17 protein-coding genes are annotated in these 20,930 nt (G+C 75.2%); 8 read left to right on the top strand and 9 right to left on the bottom strand.

What is annotated here, in order from left to right:
• Positions 1-221: 221 nt before the first annotated feature.
• A complete protein-coding gene (leuC, locus tag AC6H2I_RS14010) occupies positions 222-1,625 on the top strand; it encodes a 3-isopropylmalate dehydratase large subunit (protein WP_497501270.1) in 1,404 nt (467 codons plus the stop codon).
• Positions 1,626-1,653: 28 nt separating this feature from the next.
• On the opposite strand, the gene AC6H2I_RS14005 is transcribed toward leuC, so the two are convergent.
• The 7 genes from AC6H2I_RS14005 to AC6H2I_RS13975 all read right to left on the bottom strand — a co-directional run bounded on the left by AC6H2I_RS14005 (position 1,654) and on the right by AC6H2I_RS13975 (position 7,756).
• Positions 1,654-2,985 carry a branched-chain amino acid ABC transporter permease gene (locus AC6H2I_RS14005; protein WP_497501269.1) on the bottom strand — a complete coding sequence of 444 codons (1,332 nt, stop codon included), beginning with the start codon at positions 2,983-2,985 and terminating at the stop codon, positions 1,654-1,656.
• Between the two features lie 96 nt (positions 2,986-3,081).
• Complete coding sequence (locus tag AC6H2I_RS14000; protein WP_497501268.1) at positions 3,082-3,468, bottom strand: EF-hand domain-containing protein; 387 nt, start codon at positions 3,466-3,468, stop codon at positions 3,082-3,084.
• 341 nt (positions 3,469-3,809) lie between these two features.
• A complete protein-coding gene (truA, locus tag AC6H2I_RS13995) occupies positions 3,810-4,547 on the bottom strand; it encodes a tRNA pseudouridine(38-40) synthase TruA (protein ID WP_497501267.1) in 738 nt (245 codons plus the stop codon).
• Complete coding sequence (gene fmt / locus AC6H2I_RS13990; protein ID WP_497501266.1) at positions 4,529-5,506, bottom strand: methionyl-tRNA formyltransferase; 978 nt, start codon at positions 5,504-5,506, stop codon at positions 4,529-4,531. Before fmt ends, truA begins: the two co-directional genes overlap by 19 nt.
• Positions 5,507-5,529: 23 nt before the next feature.
• Positions 5,530-6,048 carry a peptide deformylase gene (gene def / locus AC6H2I_RS13985; protein ID WP_497501265.1) on the bottom strand — a complete coding sequence of 173 codons (519 nt, stop codon included), beginning with the start codon at positions 6,046-6,048 and terminating at the stop codon, positions 5,530-5,532.
• Between the two features lie 82 nt (positions 6,049-6,130).
• Positions 6,131-6,979: an alpha/beta hydrolase gene (locus tag AC6H2I_RS13980; RefSeq protein ID WP_497501264.1), complete on the bottom strand. Its 849-nt coding sequence runs from the start codon at positions 6,977-6,979 to the stop codon at positions 6,131-6,133.
• Between the two features lie 63 nt (positions 6,980-7,042).
• On the bottom strand, positions 7,043-7,756 hold the full coding sequence (locus tag AC6H2I_RS13975; protein WP_497501263.1) for a class I SAM-dependent methyltransferase: 714 nt from the start codon (positions 7,754-7,756) through the stop codon (positions 7,043-7,045).
• Between the two features lie 138 nt (positions 7,757-7,894).
• On the opposite strand from AC6H2I_RS13975, the gene AC6H2I_RS13970 reads away from it, so the two are divergent.
• On the top strand, positions 7,895-8,524 hold the full coding sequence (locus AC6H2I_RS13970; protein WP_497501262.1) for a trimeric intracellular cation channel family protein: 630 nt from the start codon (positions 7,895-7,897) through the stop codon (positions 8,522-8,524).
• 24 nt (positions 8,525-8,548) lie between these two features.
• Here AC6H2I_RS13970 and AC6H2I_RS13965 read toward each other — a convergent pair whose 3' ends face one another.
• Positions 8,549-8,722, bottom strand: coding sequence for a hypothetical protein (locus tag AC6H2I_RS13965; RefSeq protein WP_497501261.1), 174 nt, complete (start codon positions 8,720-8,722; stop codon positions 8,549-8,551).
• A gap of 132 nt (positions 8,723-8,854) precedes the next feature.
• On the opposite strand from AC6H2I_RS13965, the gene AC6H2I_RS13960 reads away from it, so the two are divergent.
• Positions 8,855-9,715 carry a branched-chain amino acid aminotransferase gene (locus AC6H2I_RS13960; RefSeq protein ID WP_497501260.1) on the top strand — a complete coding sequence of 287 codons (861 nt, stop codon included), beginning with the start codon at positions 8,855-8,857 and terminating at the stop codon, positions 9,713-9,715.
• A gap of 9 nt (positions 9,716-9,724) precedes the next feature.
• Here AC6H2I_RS13960 and AC6H2I_RS13955 read toward each other — a convergent pair whose 3' ends face one another.
• On the bottom strand, positions 9,725-13,048 hold the full coding sequence (locus AC6H2I_RS13955) for a hybrid sensor histidine kinase/response regulator (protein ID WP_497501259.1): 3,324 nt from the start codon (positions 13,046-13,048) through the stop codon (positions 9,725-9,727).
• Positions 13,049-13,236: 188 nt separating this feature from the next.
• On the opposite strand from AC6H2I_RS13955, the gene budA reads away from it, so the two are divergent.
• The 5 genes from budA to AC6H2I_RS13930 all read left to right on the top strand — a co-directional run bounded on the left by budA (position 13,237) and on the right by AC6H2I_RS13930 (position 20,463).
• A complete protein-coding gene (gene budA, locus AC6H2I_RS13950) occupies positions 13,237-13,965 on the top strand; it encodes an acetolactate decarboxylase (protein ID WP_497501258.1) in 729 nt (242 codons plus the stop codon).
• Positions 13,966-14,055: 90 nt separating this feature from the next.
• Positions 14,056-15,036 (top strand): alpha/beta fold hydrolase, encoded by a 981-nt coding sequence (locus tag AC6H2I_RS13945; protein ID WP_497501257.1) that lies wholly within the window; start codon positions 14,056-14,058, stop codon positions 15,034-15,036.
• Between the two features lie 7 nt (positions 15,037-15,043).
• Positions 15,044-16,057: a DUF6352 family protein gene (locus AC6H2I_RS13940; protein WP_497501256.1), complete on the top strand. Its 1,014-nt coding sequence runs from the start codon at positions 15,044-15,046 to the stop codon at positions 16,055-16,057.
• Between the two features lie 145 nt (positions 16,058-16,202).
• The gene (locus AC6H2I_RS13935; RefSeq protein ID WP_497501255.1) at positions 16,203-17,768 is read left to right on the top strand and encodes a tetratricopeptide repeat protein; all 1,566 of its coding nucleotides are present in this window, start codon (positions 16,203-16,205) and stop codon (positions 17,766-17,768) included.
• Between the two features lie 34 nt (positions 17,769-17,802).
• Positions 17,803-20,463 carry a tetratricopeptide repeat protein gene (locus AC6H2I_RS13930; protein ID WP_497501254.1) on the top strand — a complete coding sequence of 887 codons (2,661 nt, stop codon included), beginning with the start codon at positions 17,803-17,805 and terminating at the stop codon, positions 20,461-20,463.
• The last annotated feature ends 467 nt before the right edge of the window (positions 20,464-20,930 follow it).

Raw genomic sequence — 20,930 nt, 5'->3', positions numbered from 1 at the left:
AGTGCATGCGATCGCGTCGTCATATCCCAGGGGCGCCGGCACGGCAAGCCGGGCGCGCCTGGCGCCGGCCGGCGCCGTCGGCCGGGCAGGGTCCCGGCGCCCTTGTCGTCGATGGGGTTTGGCGCCCGCTTGTCCGGGACGGTGCACATGGCTATTGTGCAGTCCCCCGGACTGCCCACACCCCCGCCGTCCGGCCAGCGCTCCGCCAGAGAGAAGTCACCATGTCCAAGCCCCGCACCCTCTTCGACAAGATCTGGGACAGCCACGTCGTCCACCGCCAGGACGACGGCACCTGCATCCTCTACATCGACCGTCACCTCGTCCACGAGGTGACGAGTCCCCAGGCCTTCGAGGGGCTGCGCATGGCCGGCCGCGCCGTGCGCCAGCCGGAGCAGACGCTGGCGGTGCCCGACCACAACGTGCCGACCACCGACCGCTCCAAGGGCATCGACGACGAGGAGAGCCGGATCCAGGTCGCGGCGCTGGACAAGAACGCGCGCGACTTCGCCATCCGCTACTTCCCGATGGACGACGTGCGCCAGGGCATCGTCCACATCGTCGGCCCGGAGCAGGGCTTCACCCTGCCCGGCGCCACCATCGTCTGCGGCGACAGCCACACCGCCACCCACGGCGCCTTCGGCGCGCTCGCCTTCGGCATCGGCACCTCCGAGGTCGAGCACGTGCTGGCCACCCAGACGCTGCAGCAGAAGCCGGCCAAGAACATGCTGGTCCGGGTCGACGGCACGCTGCCGCCCGGCGTCACCGCCAAGGACATCGTGCTGGCGATCATCGGCCGCATCGGCACCGCCGGCGGCACCGGCCACGTCATCGAGTTCGCCGGCGACGCGATCCGCGGCCTGTCCATGGAAGGCCGCATGACGGTCTGCAACATGGCCATCGAGGGCGGCGCCCGCGCCGGCCTGATCGCGCCGGACGAGACCACCTTCGCGTACCTCATGGGCCGCCCCCTGGCGCCCAAGGCCGGCACCTGGGAGCAGGCGGTGGCGTACTGGAAGACGCTGCCGTCGGACGACGGCGCCGCCTACGACACCACCGTGGTGCTCGACGCCGCCGACATCGTGCCGCAGGTGACCTGGGGCACCAGCCCCGAGGACGTGCTGCCGATCACCGCCGTCGTCCCCGACCCCAAGGACATCGCCGACGCCGGCAAGCGGGCCGCGGTCCAGCGGTCGCTGGAATACATGGGGCTGGCCCCCGGCCAGCCGCTGAACGAGGTCAAGGTGGACACCGTCTTCATCGGCTCGTGCACCAACGGCCGCATCGAGGACCTGCGCGCCGCCGCCGCCATCGCCCAGGGCCGCAAGGTGGCCGAGGGCATCCGCGCGATGGTCGTCCCCGGCTCCGGCCTGGTCAAGGAGCAGGCCGAGGAGGAGGGGCTGGACAAGGTCTTCACCGAGGCCGGCTTCGAGTGGCGCGAGCCCGGCTGTTCCATGTGCCTGGCCATGAACGCCGACCGGCTGTCGCCGGGCGAGCGCTGTGCGTCCACCTCCAACCGCAACTTCGAGGGGCGTCAGGGCCGGGGTGGGCGCACCCACCTGGTCAGCCCGGCCATGGCCGCGGCGGCCGCGGTGACCGGCCACCTGACCGACGTCCGGTCGCTCTGACCGCCGGGCGACGGGCGGCGCGGTGCGGTCAGTCGCCGCGGCCCGCCCGCCGCCCCAGCAGCCCGTGCGGGCGCAGGATGAGGAACCCGGTCAGCAGGCCGAAGGCGGCGACGTCCTTGTAGGCGAGCGGCCCGTAGGCCGACCAGTAGGTCTCCACCAGCGCCAGCAGCGCACCGCCCAGCAGGGCGCCCGGCACCGAGCCGATGCCGCCCACCACGGCCGCCGCCAGCGCCTTGAAGCCGATGAGATAGCCGGTGAAGAAGGTCACGCCGCCGTAGTGGATGGCGATGACGAAGCCGGCCGCCGCGGCGTAGGCCGCGCCCAGCGCGAAGGTGGTGGCGACGGTGCGGTCGATGTCCAGGCCCATCAGGGCCGCGGCGCCGACGTCGTCGGCGCAGGCGCGGTGGGCGCGGCCGTAGGCGGTGCGCGCCATGACGTGGCGCAGGACGAGGAAGAGCAGCGCCGTCAGCCCCAGGATCACCCCGTGCGCGGTCAGCGCCGTCACCGTGAACGGCCCCTCCGTCCACAGGTCGTGGCGGCCGGCGAACGCGGGCCGTGGCCACCAGTCGCGCCCGCCGTGCAGCAGGCGCACGCCCTCTTGCAGGGCGATGGACAGGCCGATGGCGGCGATCAGCGGCGCATGGGTGCGGACGCCGCGGACATGCCGGAACACCAGGCGGTCCATGGCCCAGCCATGGGCCGCGGTGAACAGCATCACCACCGCCAGCGCCGCACCCAGCGCCGCCGGCTGGGTGGCCAGCCCGGCGGCCGCGAGGACGGCGGCGACCAGGGCCGCGGTCATGGCGCCGATCATGGTCAGCTGGCCCATCGCCAGGATGATCTGGCCGAGGATGCCGTAGACCACCGTGTAGCCGACCGCCAGCAGCCCGTAGACGCAGGCCAGGGTGGCGGCGTTGATGGTCTGCTGGGCGAACACCGCCACCGGCGTCCACGGCGTGGGCGCCGCGCGCGGCGTCGGCGCGGCCTCCGCCGCGCCGGAGAGCGGCCCGTGCGGACCGGGAAGAGCGGCCCACAGGCGCAGCATCAGCCAGCGCATGCCGGTCACCGGGCCAGTCCGGTCGGTGGCCACGCCGGTCACACGCAGCCGCCCCTCCGCATGGTGCCCGTCGGCGAAGCGGCAGGCGATCCAGTGCCCGGCGTCGCCGTCCGGCGTGGCGTAGCGCAGCCGCAGCGCGCCGTCGGCATCGGGGGCGGCGTCGAGCAGGCGGACCGGGGACGCCTCGAAGGCGTGGACGAAACGGCGGCAGGCGTCGACCTGGGCCTGGTCGACGCCGCATCCGGCGAGCGCCGGCACCGTGAGGAGAAGGATCGCCAGCGCGGTGGGGAAGGGGCGGGCCAAGGGCGGGGCTCGGGCGGTTTGCACCCACCCTAGCAGCGCCCCCGGCCCCTCCGCCAGCGTCAGCCCGCCGGCGTCAGGCGGCCGGCGGGGCGACGGTCACTGCGCCCAGGAGCCCGGGCCCAGCTCGTCCGGGGTCAGCGCCCCGTCGCCGTCGCGGTCCAGCTGTTGGAACCGCTGGGCACGGTGCTGGACGGTCAGCTCGGGGCTGACGACCGACCGGCCCTGCGGCCCGGCCTGGAACTCCTCGAGGCTGACGGTGCCGCTCCGGTCGGTGTCGAGGACCGCGAACATGCGGCCCATCCCGGCGCCCCGGCCGAGCCCCTGGCCGGTGCCGGATCCGGCACCCGGTTGCGCCTGGGCGGACAGCCAGCACCCGCCGGTCCCGGCGTAGCCGCCGCGGGCCACGGCGTCGGTGGAGGCAAGGGCACCGGCGAGCACGACGGCCGTGCCGGCCAGCGCGGCGATGCGAAGGATGCGGTTCATGGCACACTCCTTTCGACGTTGGCGCCATGAGGGTATTAGGCGCCCGTCGCGTAACCGGGGTGTGTCCGTCGGCGGGTCTCTTGGTAACCGAGTGTAACGGGTCCGCCCTCAGGCGGGCGGGAGGGGTCCCGGGGCGTCGTCGGCGTCCAGCGAGGTCACGGCCCAGATCACCGGGAACAGCAGGGCGACGGTGGCGAAGGTGCCGAGGCTCATCAGCTTGGCGATCATGGCGGGCCCCCCTTGGGCGGCGGTTTCGACCATCCCACCTATGGGCCGGAAAACCGCCGCACCGCAACCGCTCCAAAGGCAATCAGCCGAACGGGTGCGGCCCCACCCGATCGTCAGTAGCGGGCGGCCACGAAGTAGAGGCCGTCGGGGGGGGCGGTGGGGCCGGCCTTGGCCCGGTCGCACGCCGCCAGGGCGCCGCGCACGCGGTCGGCGCTCCATTTTCCGGCGCCCACCAGTTCCAGGGTGCCGACCATGTTGCGGACCTGGTGGTGCAGGAAGGAGCGGGCGGCGGCGTGGACGTGGATCTCCGCGCCGTCTCGCACGACCTCCAGCCGGTCGAGCGTCTTGACCGGCGAGCGCGCCTGGCACAACGCGGCGCGGAAGCTGGTGAAGTCGTGGCGGCCGACCAGGACGGCGGCCGCGGCGTTCATGGCCGCCGCGTCGAGGGGACGCTGCACGTGCCAGACGCGCCCGGCATCGAGGGTCGGCGGCGGCCGGCGGTTGAGGATGCGGTAGACGTAGCTGCGCCCCACCGAGGTCAGCCGGGCATGGAAGTCGTCGGCCGCCGGCTCGGCCAGCAGCACCGCCACCGGCCAGGGCCGGAGGTGGAAGTTCAGGGCATCGCGGATGCGGTCGGCGGTGAAGGGCTTCTCCACGTCGGCGTGGGCGACCTGGCCCAGCGCGTGCACCCCGGCGTCGGTGCGCCCGCTGCCGTGCACCCGGACGGCGGCGCCGGTGAGGCGGGCGAACGCCTCCTCCAGCGCCTGCTGCACGGACGGGCCGTTGTCCTGCCTCTGCCAGCCGACGAAGGGCCGCCCGTCGTACTCGACGGTCAGCTTCCAGCGGGGCACGGCGGGGCGTCCTGGGCGGGGGCCGGCGGCGGGTCGAGGCGGCTGCCCGGCGCCAGGTGGAAGCCGCGCAGGAACGCCGCGCCGTCCACCGGCGCCTTGCCCGGGCGCTGCACCCGGTCGAGCCGCACCGCGCCGCCGCCGCAGGCGACCGTCAGCGCGCCGTCCAGCACGGTGCCCGGGGGCGCCGCCGGTGCGCCCGCCACCGGCGCGGCGGCCAGCACCTTGATGCGCTCGCCACCCGCCTCGAACCAGCAGCCGGGCCAGGGGGTGAGGGCGCGCACCTGGCGGTCGATGCCGGCGGCGTCGACGCCCCAGTCCAGCCGGCCGTCCTCGCGGGTCAGCTTGGCGGCGTAGGTCACCCCCGCGTCGGGCTGCGGCTCGGCGCGGAGGCGGCCGGCGGCCAGCCCGTCGAGGGCGGCGACGATGAGCCGCGCGCCCATCGCCGCCAGCGTGTCGTGCAGGGCGCTGGCGGTGGTGGCCGCGGTGATCGGCGTGCGCTCCGCCACCAGCATGGCCCCGGTGTCGAGCCCGGCGTCCATCTGCATGATGGTGATCCCGGTCTCCGCGTCGCCGGTGAGGATGGCGCGCTGGATCGGCGCCGCGCCGCGCCAGCGCGGCAGCAGCGAGCCGTGGACGTTGAGGCAGCCCAGGCGCGGCGCGTCGAGCACCGGCTGCGGCAGGATCAGGCCGTAGGCGGCGACCACGGCGGCGTCGGCCTCCAGCGCCGCGAACTCCGCCTGGGTCTCGGCGGTGCGCAGGGTGCGGGGGGTGCGCACGGGGATGCCGGCGGCCTCGGCGGCACGGTGGACCGGCGAGGCCTGCACCTGCTGGCCGCGGCCGGCCGGGCGGGGCGGCTGGCTGTAGGCGCAGACCACGTGGTGTCCGGCGTCGGTCAACGCCTTGAGGCTGGGCACCGCGAAGTCGGGCGTGCCCATGAAGACGAGGCGGAGCGGGGCCATGGACACCGTGAGTGGCAGGGGGATCAGGCCGTGGCCTTCTGGCGCTGCTGCTTCTGCAGCTTGCGCATGATCATGTTGCGCTTGAGCAGCGACAGCCGGTCGACGAACAGGGTGCCGTCGAGGTGGTCGATCTCGTGCTGGATGCACACGCCCAGCATGCCGTCGGCCTCCAGCTCCCGGACCTCGTTCTGCTTGTCGCGGTAGCGCACCCGCACCGCCCTGGGCCGGATGACCTCGGCGTACTGCTCGGGCACCGACAGGCAGCCCTCCTCGCACGGCACGGTCTCCTCGGCGGACCAGACGATCTCGGGGTTGGCCATCTGCAGCGGCGCGCGGGGCTGGTCGCGCTCCTGGACGTCGACCACGATGACACGCTCCAGAACGCCGATCTGCGGGGCCGCCAGGCCGATGCCGTTGGCGTCGTACATCGTCTCCAGCATGTCGTCCATCAGCGTGGCGATGCGCGCGTCGACGGTGTCGACGGGCGTCGCCTTCTGCTTCAGGCGCGGATCGGGGGCGACGAGGATCGGCAGGATGGCCATGGGGCTTCGCTACGGGGCTGTGGCGTTTGAAACGAGAAAAATATGCAGGGGGCGACGGTGCGTCAAGGAAGCCACCGCAGCTTTATGCCCGCTCCACGAAGCGCCGCACCGCCGCGTGGAGGGCGCCGGCGGAATCGGCCAGGTGGTCCAGCACCGTGAAATGGTCGGCGCCGGGCTCGCTGCGCAGGGTGGCGCGGTGGCCGGCGGCGCGCCACGCCTCGTCCATCGCACGGCTCTGGCGGTGCATCTCGGCGGTCTCGCGGGCGCCCAGGGTCAGCAGCAGCGGCGCCGCCGGCCGGGTCGGCACGTGGTGGAGCGGGCTGGCGCGCCGCGCCGCCGCCTCGTCCAGGCGCAACTGCTCGTTGGCCTCGAAGAACCGCATCGGCTCCAGGTCGTAGATGCCGCTGATGCCGACCGCGCCCGCCACCAGCCCCGGCAGGGTCTCCGCCAGGCTGACCGCGAGGTGGCCGCCGGCGGAATGGCCGCTGACCACCAGACGGCCCGCGTCGACGCCGTGACGGCCGGCGTTGGCGCCCAGCCAGCGCACCGCCGCCACCGCCTGCGCCGTCAGGACGTCGAGGGTGACGGTGGGGCACAGCGCGTACTCGACGTTGGCGACGGCGATGCCGGCGGCGACGAACGGCTCGGCGAGGAAGGCGAAGGTCTCCTTGTCCATGGCGCGCCAGTAGCCGCCGTGGAAGAAAACCAGCAGCGGCGCCCCGGCCCCCGCCGGGAACAGGTCGAGGCGCTCGCGCGGATGATCGCCGTAGGCCACGTCGAGCACCCCGCGCACGGTGGCGCGGGTGGCGTCGCTGCGGCGCGCCCAGCGGGCGAAGTGAGCCGGGTGTTCCGGGACCAGGACCCGGAAATTGTACTCGCGGTCGATCTCGGCGGCGGACAGGCCGCGGTGGAGCGGGGCGTCGGAGGGCATCGTGGGCGGTCCTATCGCGGGGGACGGCGGGGGCGGGGGGACGGCGCCGGCGCGGCGGCGCGCCTACAGGCGGCGAAAGACATCCATGCGGCAGGGCTGGTCCAGCACGACACGGCCGCCGGCCCCCGCCGCCAAACGCCGGAACGCGGTCTCCAGCGCCGTTTCATGGGCCGCGAACGCGGGCGCCCGGGCGGGGTCGACGCCGACCACCTGGGATTTGAGGGCGGCGAAATCGACGAAGGCGCGGGGACGGCGGTAGTGCCGCGTCGTCACGGGGGAGAAACCGTGCCCGGGCGCCGCGGCGACGGTGCGTTGGGCGACGGCACGCACCGCCGTCTCGTCGTGCACGGGCCGCAGCAGTTCGAAGAAGGGGCCGGCCGGCAGCGGCTCGGCGATGCACAGGATGCCCCCGGGAACCAGAACCCGGCGCACCTCGGCGAGCGCGCCGCCGTGCACCGCCTCCGGCACGTGGTGCAGGCTGAACAGGAACACCGCGAGGTCGGCGCTGGCGTCGGCCAGCGGCAGCGCCTCGGCCCGGCCCTCCAGGTACCGCTCGCCGGCCACCGCGGCGACGGCGCCGGCCGCGGCCACGCGGTCGGCGGCGATCTCGATCCCGGTGACCGCCGCGCCGCGGGCCGCCAGCTGGCGGACCAGGGCGCCCGTGCCGCAGCCGATGTCGACGGCGCGGCATCCCGCCAGCGCCACGTGCTCGGCGATCAGGTCGATGTGGTCGACGACCGGCGGCGCGGCGGGGGCCTCTGTCGGATGTCCGGTCATGGCGGCGGCTCCCTGGGGCGGATGCGCCACACTACGCCGGCCGCGCGCCGCGGGCCAGCCCAGCGGAGTTTCGACAGACGGCGGAATCCGCGCTATGACACACCCCGAACCGTCCTCCCCCGACCCGCCGGCCGCACCATGCCCGACACCCTCGACGTGCCCACCCTGCTGCTGTGGATGGACCTCATCGGGGTCTTCGTCTTCGGGTTGAGCGGCGGCACCCTGGCGGTGCGCCACCGCCTCGACATCTTCGGTGTCCTGGTGCTCGCGCTCGCCGCCGCCCTGGCGGGCGGCGTGCTGCGCGACGTGATCCTGGGTTCGGTGCCGCCGGCCACCTTCCGCGACGACCGCTACCTGTGGGCGGCGGTGGCGTCCGGCCTGGTCGCGTTCTTCTTCCACCCCGCGGTCAACCGGCTGGGCAAGCCCGTCATGGTTCTGGACGCCCTCGGTCTCGGCCTGTTCGCCGTGGCGGGCTGCCAGAAGGCGCTGATCTACGGTCTGGAGCCGCTGCCGGCGGCGCTCATCGCGGTGATCACCGGCGTTGGCGGCGGGGTGGCGCGCGACGTGCTGGTCAGCGAGATCCCGCGCGTCCTGCGCGAGGAGATCTACGCCTCGGCGGCGCTGCTGGCCGCCGTGGTGGTGATCGCCGGCCACCACCTCGGCCTTCCCGACCTGCCGGTGGCGGCGGCCGCGGTCGCCGCCGCCTTCCTGGTGCGCGTGGTCAGCGTGCTGCGCAACTGGAGCGCACCCCGGGCCCGGGGCTCCTGACCGCCCGGCTCCGGACGGCCCCGCTCAGGGCCGGCCCGGCTCGGTCGCGGGCGGCACGTCGGTGGCCGGGCCGGGCACGTCGCCCAGGCCGGGACCGGGGTTGGCGAGGTCGGGGTTGTCGGTGGCCGGGCGACGGGTCGGCAGGTCCTCGTTGGGCGCCGGGGACGGGCGCAGCGGGCGCGGAGTCTGGGTCGGCATGGCGCTAAGGCCTCCTCTCACGTTCGGCAAGAGTCTTCCCAACAGGGTGAGCGGCCAATGGTCGCCGTTGACCGGCCGCCATGAGGGGGTATGCTTTGCGCAAAGGCGCAGCGCTGCAAGGGAGGACACACGATGGCCGGGCACGGCAGCGGTGGGGACGTGCGCGCCCTCACCTATTTCCGCGGGGAATGGCTGGACGGCAATCCCGGCATCGTCGGCCCCATGAGCCACGCGATGTGGCTGGCGTCGACGGTCTTCGACGGCGCCCGCGCCTTCGAGGGGGTGGCGCCCGACCTCGACCTCCACTGCCAGCGCGCCATCCGCTCCGCCCACGCCATGGGGCTGGCGCCGATGGTCACCGCCGGCGAGATCGAGGAGCTGTGCTGGGACGGCATCCGCCGCTTCCCCGCCGGGGCCGAGCTCTACGTCCGGCCGATGTTCTACGCCGAGTCCGGCTTCGTGGCACCCGACCCGGACAGCACCGTCTTCGCCCTCACCGTGCACGAGATGGCCATGCCGCCGGCGAGCGGCTTCACCGCCTGCCTGTCGACCCGGCGCCGCCCCGCACCGGACAGCGCGCCGACCCTGGCCAAGGCCGCGTGCCTCTATCCCAACGCCGGCCTTGCCCTGCGCGAGGCGCGGGCGCGCGGCTTCGACAACGCCATCATGCTCGACCCCATCGGCAACGTGGCCGAGTTCGCCACCGCCAACCTGTTCGTCGCCCGCGACGGCGCCGCCTTGACGCCGGTGCCCAACGGCACCTTCCTCAACGGCATCACGCGCCAGCGGGTCATCCAGCTGCTGCGCGACGCCGGCGTGACGGTGCGGGAGTGCACGCTGGGCGTGCAGGACGTGCTCGACGCCGACGAGGTGTTCTCCACCGGGAACTACGCCAAGGTCGTTCCGGTGACCCGGGTGGAGGACCGCGATGTCCAGCCCGGCCCGATCGCCGCCCGTGCCCGCGCCCTCTATTGGGCGTTCGCCCACCGCTGAGGGCGGGGCTCAGGGCAGAACCTCCTCCTGCCCGGCGAGGCGCCGGGCCGACGCCAGCGCCGCCTCCAGCCGCCGGCACACCTCCGCGGCGGCGGCGCCGGCTCGTTCCTCGTCGCCGGCGCGGGCCGCCGCGAGCAGCCGGTCGGCGGCGTCGGCCAGGGGCAGGGCCCCGAGGTTGCCCGCCACCCCCTTGAGATCGTGGGCCCTCTCCACCAGCTCCGCCAGGTTCCCGGCGGCCGCCAGCCGCGGCAGCGTGGCGGCCAGGGGGGCGTAGGTTTCGGCGAAGATGCCCATCAGGCGGCGCAGCAGGTCGCGGTCGCCGGCGGTGGTGGCCAGCCCGTCGCGCAGGTCGAACGCGGTGTCTCCGCCGCCGTCGTCCGTGGCCGGGCGGGTGGCGCGGAAGCCCCGGGCGTGGCGGGCCACCACCTGCAGCATGGCCGCCGCCTCGAACGGCTTGCCGACATGGTCGTTCATGCCCGCGGCCAGACAGCGCTCGCGGTCCGAGGCCATGGCGTTGGCGGTCATCGCGACGATGGGCAGCGCGGTCAGGCCCAGGTCGTCGCGGATCGCCCGGGTGGCGTCGTAGCCGTCCATGCCGGGCATCTGGATGTCCATCAGGACGGCGTCGTAGCCGGTCGGCGCGGCGATCAGCCGCTCGACCGCCTCGCTTCCGCTGCTGGCCACCGCCACCCGTGCCCCGGCCGATTCCAGGATGCGGCTGGCGACGATCTGGTTGATGGCGTTGTCCTCGACCAGCAGCAGGGACAGGCCGGACAGCACGCGCTCGGCGGCCGGCGTGTCGGGTGCCGCCGGCCCCGGTGGTGGCGCCGCGCCCGGATGGGCGTCCGGGGTGGTGCGCTCGGCGCACACCGCGGCGACCGCGTCGAGCAGGATCGACGGCGTCACCGGCTTGGTCAGGATGTTGCGGATCAAGGTGTCGCCGGCGGATTCCTGGCGCACCCGCTCGTACTCGAACGCGGTCACCACCAGGATCAGCGGGACCTCGTCGGGCGGGCAGTGGGCCCTGATGTGGCGGACGATGTCGCCGCCGCCGATCTCCGGCATGCACCAGTCCAGCAGCAGCAGGTCGAAGGGCCGCCCCGCGGCCGCCTCGCGCAGGGCCGCCAGCGCCTGCTGGCCCGACCCGGCCACCACCACCGACCAGCCGAAGGGCGCCACCATCGCCGCCATCACCTCGCGGGCCACCGGGTTGTCGTCGGCGATCAGCACCTTCAGGTCGCGGGGTACCTGGCGCGCCGGCTCGCGCGGCTCCGCCCGCCCGGGGCCGAGGGCGAAGGGCACCGTGAAGCGGAAGGTGCTGCCGCGCCCGGGGACGCTCTCCACGGTGATGGTGCCGCCCATCAGCTCCACCAGGCGGCGGCAGATCGCCAGCCCCAGCCCGGTGCCGCCGAAGCGGCGGGTGGTGTTGGTCTCCGCCTGGGAGAAGGCGTCGAAGATGATCCCCTGGTGTTCGGCGGTGATGCCGATGCCGGTGTCCTGGACCGCGAAGGCGAGCATGGTGCGGTCGGCGCCGCTCTCCGCCGGTTCCACCGACAGCACGACCTCGCCCTCCTCGGTGAACTTGATGGCGTTGCCGGCAAGGTTGGTCAGCACCTGCTGCAGCCGCAGCGCGTCGCCGACCAGCGACACCGGGGTGCCCGGCGCGATGCGGAACAGCACCTCGATGTTCTTGCCGCGCGCGTTCATCGCGGTCATCGCCGCCAGGGTCTTCATCAGTTCGTCGAGCAGGAAGGGCTCCGCGGCGAGGTCCATGCGGCCGGCCTCGATCTTGGAGAAGTCGAGGATGTCGTTGAGGATGGCCAGCAGCGACTGCGCCGACATCCGCGCCTTGGCCACGTAGTCCCGCTGCACCGGCTGCAGCGCGGTCTGCTCCAGCAGGTAGAAGAAGCCGATCACCGCGTTCATCGGCGTGCGGATCTCGTGGCTCATGTTGGACAGGAAGTCGCTCTTGGCCCGGTTCGCCGCCTCGGCCGCCCGCTTGGCCCGGGCCAGCGCCTCCTCGGCCTCGATGCGCTGGCGGATGTGCTGCTGGAACACCTGGACCGAACGGGCCATGGCGGCGACCTCGGGGATGCCGCCGGTGGCCGGCACCCGGACGCCGTAGTCGCCGCCCGACAGGCGGTCCATGACCGCCTTCAGCTGCAGCAGGGGACGGGTGAGCCCGTTGGCGGACACCACTGAGAAGACGATGCCGCCGAGCGACGCCAGCAGCACCACCGCGGCGATGGTCACGCTGGAGGTCGCGGCGGCCCGGCTCAGGCGGTCGCGGCTCTCGTCGTTGAGGGCCAGCGCCGACTCCTCCAGCGCCTTCAGGCGCGGCGCCAGGCGGCTGCCGGTGGCGTTCAGCGCGGCCTCGTCGCGCCGGGCGTCGGCGCTGGCCGCGACGTAGGCCCGGTGCGCCGCGACGACGCCGGTGTCGGACGTGACGAGGCCGCGCAGGGTGGCGGAATCCTCCCGCAGGGCGTCGACCATGGCCCGTGTCTCCGGGTCGCGCACCCGGGCGGCGAGGCGGCGCAGCCGCGCGTCGAGGCCGCGCAACGCCCCCTGGAGGGCCTTGTCCAGGGCGGCGATGCGGCCGGTGTCGCCTTCCCGGACCAGGACGGCGGCGGTCGCCTCGACGTCACCGAGATACTCCAGGCTGCGGTTGGCGTTCTGCAGGGATTGGAACATCTCGTAGAAGATCCGCTCGACCACGGCGCCCAGCTCGGCGACGCCGGCGCGGCCCGCCTGGATCGAGGTCTTGGTGCTGTCCTCCAGCTCGTTGACGGCGATCTCCAGGTCCTGCACGAAGTGGCGGATGCGCCGTTCCATGCCGGTGATCAGCGAGACGACCCGCTCGTGCGTCGCCCCCTGCTGCGCCAGGCGCGCGTTGCTGACGGAGCGTGTCTCGAGGGTGGCGTGCGCCTGGTCGAAGAAGCGCCGCGCCAGCACCGCGGTTTCGTCCACCTCGACCCGCCCCGGGAACGCCGCCGCCAGCCTGGTCAGCCGGGCGAGGTCGCGGTCGGTCGCGTCGGCCAGGGCGTCGATCTCGGCGATGGCGGCGTCGGCGTCGGCATCGGCGTCGCGCAGCGCCAGCGCGACCGCCAGCTCGGCCCGGGTCAGGTTGCCGGCGACGCTGCCGCTGACCTGCAGCAGGGGCGAGGAGACGTCGGAGAAGCTGCGCGACAGGTGCACGGTGCGGTCGAGGGCGTACCAGCCGAGGCCGCCGACCACCGCGATCAGGGCGACGCAGACCAGGAAGCCGAGGAGCAGACGGCTGCGCAGGCCCGGCGCGGGCACGACTCGTCTGCTGGCGGTGTCACCGGCGCTCATGCACTCTCGTCCTTCCGTCGACGCGCGCACCCTGCCGTGTCGCGGCGCATGCGGGCAAGGGGTTCCGCGGCGGCGGGGCCGGCATCCGTGGCGATGCTATCAACCCCCGCGGATGTTTTCTAAGGAATCCCATGCGACAATGGGCCGTCGGCCGCACCCCGCGCCGACGTCCTGCGCCGGGGGTCCGAATGAGTGAACGCGATGCGCCCGGGCCGTCCCGTCCGGCCCTCTTCCTCTCCGCGCCGATCGCCGCCCTGGTGGAGGGGCTGTATCGCGAGGACACGACGGTGGGGCGGGTGCGCGCCAACGGCGATTTCGGGCTTGGCACCTTCAACGATCTCGATGGCGAGATGGTGGTGCTCGACGGCGAGGTCTGGCAGTTGCGCGCCGACGGCACCGCGGCGACCGTGGACGACGCCGTGCAAACGCCGTTCGCCTGCGTGACGCGGTTCATCGGCGACACCGCCGAACGGCTCGCCACCCCGGTCGCCGCCGACGCGCTGGAGGCGACGCTCCACCGCCTGCTGCCGAGCGACAACCTGGTCTACGCCGTGCGGGTCGAGGGGCGGTTCGACGCCGTGCGCGTCCGCTCGGTGCCGCGCCAGCAGAACTACCGGCCGCTGGCGGAGGTCGCCGCGGCCCAGCGGGTGTTCGACCACGCCGACCTCGACGGCACGCTGGTCGGCTTCTGGACCCCGGGCTTCCTCAGCTCCCTGCACGTGCAGGGCTTCCATCTCCATTTCCTGTCGGACGACCGCACCCGCGGCGGGCACGTGCTGGCGGCGGCGGCGCGCGACGTCACCGTGCGCCTTCAGCACATCGCCGCGGTGCGGCTGGAGATGCCCATGACCCTCGATTTCCTGACCATGGAACGCCGCCGCGACCTCGCCGCCGACCTCGCCGCGGTGGAGCGCTGACGGGCCGCCGCCAAGCGGCTCGGCGGATTCCCGGCTTGATGCGGCGCCACCCCCCGACCATCATGGGGTGTCATCGGCGGGGGAGGCACCATGGCGGACGGCACGGCGACAACCGCGCAGGCATCGGCCGCGCCGTCCGCGACCGCGGCCGCGGCGCCGGAGTTCGGCAGCCTCGCGGCCGGCGACGGGGCGGTCCTGCGCACCGCGTGGTGGCGGCCGGCCGGACCGCCGCGGGGCACCGTGGTGCTGCTGACCGGCCGCGCCGAGTTCATCGAGAAGTACCAGGAGACCGCCGAGGCGCTGCTGCGCCGCGGCCTGCAGGTGGCCACGCTGGACTGGCGCAACCAGGGCCTGTCGTCGCGCCCGCTCGCCAACCCGCAAAAGCACCACCTCACCGATTTCGCGGTCCTGCGCGACGACCTCGCGCTCTTCGTTGACCGGGTCGTCGCGCCGCGGGCCGCGGGGCCGCTGCTTCTGGTCGCCCATTCCATGGGCGGGCTGGTGGCGACGCTCTACCTGGCGCGCCACCCCGACCGCTTCGCGGCGACCGTGCTGTCCGCCCCGATGTTCGCCATCGCCCTGCCGGCGTGGCTGCGCCTGGCCGCGGGCGGGCTGGTCCGGGCCGCCGCCATGGTCGGGGCGGCCACGGCCTACGCGCCGGGGCAGCGCGACTACGACCCGGCCCGGGACGGTGCCTTCCATCCCGGCAACCCGATCACCAGCGACCCGCGGCGCTACGCCGTCTTTCATGACGCCTTCCGGGCGCGCCCCGAACTGCGGGTCGGCGGGGTCACCTACGGGTGGCTGCGCGCCGCCTTCCGGGCCGAACGGGCGGTCCGCCGCAGCCTGCCGCTGGGCCGGGTGACCGCCCCCGCCCTGCTCCTCAGCGCCCCCGGGGACGCCATCGTCGACGGCGCCCGCCATGCCGAGGTGGCCCGCCGCTTCGGCCGGTGCACGCTGGCCCTCTACCCCGACGCCCGCCACGAGATCCTGATGGAGGCCGACGCCGTCCGCGACCGGGCGTGGCGCGACATCGACGCCTTCCTCGCCCCGATCCTCGACCCGCCATAGGACCGTCATGCCCGATTTCTGGACCGAATCCGGCTTCCACCTGCTGCGCCGCGACGGCGACGGCCGGCTCGCCGTGACCGACGCCTTCCTGCGCGCCTATCTCGGGCGGCCGGAGATGGCGCCGGTCGCCGAGAGCTGCGCGGCCGAGCGGGCGCTGCACGCCAGCCTCGTCGAGGCGCCGGGGCGGGCGGTGGCCGACGCCGAGGTGGCGGCGCTGGCCGACCCCGACGCGGGCGAGAACTGGCGGGTGTGGCTGGCCTTCCGCGACCGCCTGCGCGCCGCCGGGACGCTGGAGGCGGCCTACCTCGCGCTGTTCCGCGAGGGGGCGCGGGGCGTGCCGGGCCTGTTCGTCGACCACCTGGTCCACGCCATCCTGCGCGGCGTGCTCGACGGCACGCCCGCGGCGCTGCGGGCGCGGGCCGGCGAATTGCTGTTCCGCGAGCAGACGGTGGCGGTCCAGGACGGGCGGGTGCGGGTGGCCGACGCCGAGACGGTGGCGATGCACGCGGCGACCGGCGGTTTCGGCGACCTCGGCCGGCTGGTGGTGGAGGCGGGCACGGCACCGCGCAGCGTCGACCTGGACGTGCTGGACGAGCGCACCCAGGACGCCTATTGGGCGCGCAGCGGGCGCCACGACACGGTGCTCGACATCACCTTCGGGGCCGCCGGGCTGGACGCGCTGGCGCGGGTGCTGGAGGCCTGGGTGGGCCATTTCCTGGGCGTCCGGGTGTCGATCCAGCCGGTCCAGACCATCCGCGACGAGCGCTGGGTCTGGCATGTCGGGCTGGACGCCGAAGGGTCGGCGATCCTCAACGACCTCTACCGCGGCGCCGCGCTGGACGACGAACGGCAGGCCCGCATCCTCGCCCTGTACCGGCTGGAGTTCGCCGATCCCGCGGTGATGCGCGCCGATCTCGCCGGCCGGCCGGTGTACCTGGCCATGGCCATGACCGCCGACCGCCGGCTCCGCCTCAAGCCCCAGAACCTCCTGGTCAACCTGCCCCTGGCGATGCCGTCGTAAGCGGGCGTTCCGAAGGCCGCCCACACCTGCTTGGCGCGGCGCCGCCAGGGGGCCGGCTTCGCCGGGGTTTGGCTTCGCCGGGGCGGGGCGGTCTGGTATAGAGGGGTGGAGCCGATTCCGACCGCCCGCAGACCACGGCCCTCTCATGGCAAAAATCGACATGGCCGCCGCCGTCCGCAGCCACCTGGCGGGGCGACTCGACGAGGCGGCGGCCCTCTACCGCCAGCAGATCGAGGCCTTTCCCCGGCGCCCGGAAACCCGCGTCGCCTACTCCAACCTCGGCGGCCTGCTGAAGACCCGCGGCCAGCTCGACGAGGCCGAGGCGCTGCTGCGGCGGGCCCAGCGCATGGCGCCCAACGATCCCGACGTGCTGAACAACCTCGGGCTGGTCATGCAGGCGCGCGGGCGGCGCGACGAGGCCATCGCCTTCTACCGCCGTGCCCTGTCCAACGACCGCGGCCACGGCGACGCCCGCAACAACCTGGGCGCCGCGCTGGGGGCGGCCGGGCTGACGGACGAGGCCCTGGAGGTGCTGCGGCCCCTGGTGTCCGGCCCCTCGCCGGCGCCGCAGGCGCTGACGAACGTCGCCGGCGCGCTGCGCCAGGGCGGCCGGTTCGCCGAGGCCGAAGCGCTCTACCGCCGCATCGTCGCGCTGGCGCCGGCCGATCCGACCCAGCTCGCCAATCTCGGCACCGTCCTGTTCGACCAGCGCCGCGCCGCGGACGCCGCCGCGGTCCTCGAGCGGGCGGTGGCGGCGGACCCGCGGTGCGTGGTGGCGCAGTGGCACCTGGCGCTGGTGTGGCTGGCCCAGGGCGATTTCGCCCGGGGATGGCCCAAATACGAGTGGCGCTGGCTGCTCGACAGCATGCGGCCGACCCTGCGGCGCTTTGCGCAGCCACCCTGGCGCGGTGAGCCGCTGGAGGGGCGGCGCATCCTGCTGCACGCCGAGCAGGGGCTGGGCGACACCCTGCAGTTCGTCCGCTTCGCGCCGCTGGTGGCGGCGGCCGGCGGGCGGGTGGTCCTCGACGTGCCGGAGCCCCTGGTGCGGCTGTGCCGGAGCGTGCCCGGGGTGGAGGCGGTGGTGGCCGGCGGCACCGCGCCGCCGGCGTTCGACGTCCACGCCCCGCTTCTCAGCCTGCCGCAGCTGCTCGGCACCCGGCTGGAGACGATCCCCGCCCGCACGCCCTACCTCGCCGCCGATCCGGCGCTGGCGGAATCGTGGCGGCAGCGGCTGGGCCCCGCCCCGGCCCTGACGGTGGGGCTGGTGTGGGCGGGCAACGCCGGCAACGTCCACGACTTCGACCACCGCCGGTCGGTGACGCCGGAGCGGCTGGCGCCGCTGGCCGCGGTGCCGGGCGTGCGCTTCGTCAGCCTGCAGAAGGGTGCGGCGGGCGCCGCGGCGGGCGGCCCCGACCGCATCGACTGGATGGACGCGGTGGCGGACTTCGCCGACACCGCGGCGCTGGTCGACGCCCTCGACCTGGTCATCGGCGTCGACACCGCGGTGGTGCACCTGGCCGGGGCCATGGCCAAGCCGGTGTGGGTGCTCTCCCGCTTCGACGGCTGCTGGCGCTGGCTGCTGGGCCGCGAGGACAGCCCCTGGTACCCGACCATGCGCCTGTTCCACCAGCGCCGCCCCGGCGACTGGGACGAGGTGATCGGCCGGGTCGCGGCGGCGCTGGCGGACGTGGCGGCGCGAGCCGCGGACTGATCCGATCCGACCGCGAAACGACACCGAGGCGCGCATGCCCCCCGCCCCCCGCCCCCCGTCCGCCGCCGTGCAGGATCTGCTGGTGCGCGCCGTGGCACACCACCGCGAGGGACGGCCGGAGGCGGCGCAGCCGCTCTACGAGGAGGTGCTGCGCCGGGCGCCCGGGCAGGTCGACGCGCTGCACCTGCTGGGGCGCATCCTCGCCCAGGCCGGCGACGTCGCCGGTGGCATCGACCGGGTCGGCCGCGCCGTCGCCGGCGACGCGCGCCAGCCGACCTTCCGGGTGACCCTGGGGCTGATGCTGGAGGCGGCGGGGCGTGCGGCGGAGGCTGCCGACGCCTTCGCCTGGGCGGCCCGGCTGGCGCCGCTGGAGGCGGAGCACCACCGTCTGGCCGCCCGCGCCGCCGCCCGCGCCGGCCGGTCCGAGGCCGCCGTCGCGGCCTGGCGGCGCCTCGCCCTGCTGGTCCCGGACGACGCCGAGGCGGCGGCCGTGCTGGGCGACCTTCTCTACGACCAGGGGCGGCCGGGGCCGGCGGCCGGCTGGTACGGCCGCGCGGTCGCCCTGCGCCCCGACCTGACGGCCGCCGCCTTCAACCGGGGTGCCGCCCTGCGCGACGCCGGGCGGCCGGGCGCGGCGCTGGCCGCGTTCCGGGCCGCGGCGGAGCGGGCGCCGCTGCTGGTCGAGGCGCACGAGCAGGTGGCCGGCCTCTGCCATGGCGCCGGCGACCGGCGGGGCGCGGCGGCGGCCTGCCGGCGCGTGCTCGCCCTGGTCCCCGGTCACGGCGAGGGCGCGACCGTCCTGGGCGCCGCCCTGGAGGACGAGGCCGCGGTGCGCTGGCTGGGCCGCGCCGTCCGCCTGCGCCCCGGCGCGGCCGACCCGCTGCGCCTTCTCGGCACCCGCCACCACGCCGCCGGCCGGCCCGCCGCCGCGGCCGCCTGCCTGGACCGCGCCCTGGCCCTGGAGCCTGCGGCGGCGGCGGCGCTGTCCGGGCTGGCGCTGGCGCTGGCCGGTCTGGGCCGCGGCGACGCCGCGGTGCGCCTGGCCCTGCGCGCGCCGCGCCTGGCGCCCGCCGACGCCGACGCCGCGGCCAACGCCGGGGCGGTGCTGCTGGCCCTGAAACGGGTCGACGAGGCGGCGGCCTGGCACCGCCGCGCCCTGGCCCTCGCCCCGGCCACCGCGGCGGGCTGGATCAACGCCGGCATGGCCCTGCTGGAGCGCCAGGAGGCGGAGGCGGCGATCCCCCTGTTCGCCCGCGCCCTGGCGGTCGGCGCCGCGGAGCACGCGGCGCTGGCGCGCTCCAACCTCGGCGTGGCGCTGATGGCGCTGGGCGCCAACGCGGCGGCGGCGGCGGAGTTCCGGGCCGCGCTGGCGCGGCGGCCCGGCGACCCGGCGATCCGCTCCAACCTGCTGTTCTGCCTGTGCTTCGACGAGACGGCGGACCTCGACGCCGTGTACCGGGAGCACCGCGCCTTCGAGCGCTTCGTGGCGCCGCTTCCCGCCCTCCCACCGGCCGTCCCCTCGGCCGCCCCCCGGACCGCCGCCACGGCGGGCGACCGCGACCCGGAGCGGCGCCTGCGCGTCGGCTACCTCTCCCCGGACTTCCAGCGCTACCCCGGTCCCGGCTTCCATTTCCTGCTGCCGTTGATCGAGCGCCACGACCGCGCCGTGGTCGAGGTCACCGGCTATTACAACGACGTGCGCCGCGACACGGTGACGGCGCGGTTCCAGGCGGCGGCCGACCGCTGGCGCGACGTGGCCGGGCTGGACGACGGCGCGCTGGCCGCCCGCATCGCCGCGGACGGCATCGACGTGCTGGTCGACTGCGACGGCCACATGTCGCGCAACCGCATGGCGCTGTTCGCCCGCCGCGCCGCGCCGCTGCAGCTCAGCCTGCCGCTCTACCCCAACACCACCGGCCTGTCGGCCATGGACTACCAGTTCGCCGACCCGCGCGTGGCGCCGCCCGGTGCCGACGCCCGGCGGGCCGAGCGGCTGATCCGGCTGCCCGGCTGCGTGCTCTGCTACCGGCCGGCGGACTCGGCCTTCGTGCCGCCGACGCACCCGCCGGTGGCGACGGCGGGGGTGTTCACCTTCGGCTCCTTCAACAACATCACCAAGGTCAACGCCCCCACCATCGCGCTGTGGGCGCGGGTGCTGGCCGCGGTGCCGGGGGCGCGCCTGCGCCTGAAATGGCGCGGCGTCTCCGCCGCCAGCGGGCTCGGCCGGCGCCTGCTCGACGCCTTCGCCGGCCATGGCGTGGCGCGCGCCCGGCTCGACCTGCGCGGCGTCACCGCCGACCCCTACGAGGACTACCGGCACGTCGACGTCGCCCTCGACCCGGTCTTCGCCAACGGCGGCACCACCATCTGCGACGCCCTGTGGATGGGGGTGCCGGTGCTCAACCTGGCCGGGGAGGCGACGATCTCGCGCTGGGGGGCGACGTTCCTCGGCGCGGTCGGGCTCGACGAGCTGGTGACCGGCGACGCCGACGCCTATGTCGCGCAGGCGGTGCGGCTGGCCGGCGACCGGGCCCATCTCGAGGCGTGCCGCGGCGGGCTGCGCGCCCGCATGGCGGCCTCGCCGCTGATGGACGAGGCCGGCTACGCCCGCGCCGTGGAGGCGGCCTGCCGCACCGCCTGGCGCCGCCATTGCGCCGGCGAGGCGCCGGCGGCGTTCGCGGTGGCGGCGGGGTAGGGCAGCACCCGCGGGCGATGGGCGCGCGCCCTGCGGCGGTGCGTCTTCGGGTGGTGGACTGCCCGGGCCGATGACGCCAGACGACGCGGGTGTCGTCGCGCCACGCCAGGATGGCGGCTGCGGACCGCGCCGTCTCGCGCGCCCGGCTGGTCCGTCACGATCCTGAACAGCGCCCGTCAGAATTCGGTGCGCCGCGATGCGGCACGGTTCCTGGACGGGCCGTGCGTGTGACGCGGCCACTGTGCCGGATTGCAGACACGCCCGGCCCCGACCCCCTGCCACCGCCACCCCAATTCCCTTGTCCAGCAAGGGTCATCCGCTTTGGCGTGGTGCTTGCACTTAGGCGTTTTGCGCAGAACGCACGGCACGCGCACGGGCTCCGGACGGTTCCCGACCGTCGTCCCGACCGTCGTCCCGGCCGGGCAGGACCGTCGACGGCGGTCCGTCCAGGCCACTGGGTGGCGGCC

It is taken from the genome of Azospirillum sp. NS33 (assembly GCF_059703765.1).
Note: the sequence above shows the minus strand (reverse complement) of the source record. Positions and strands in the feature narration are given on the sequence as shown.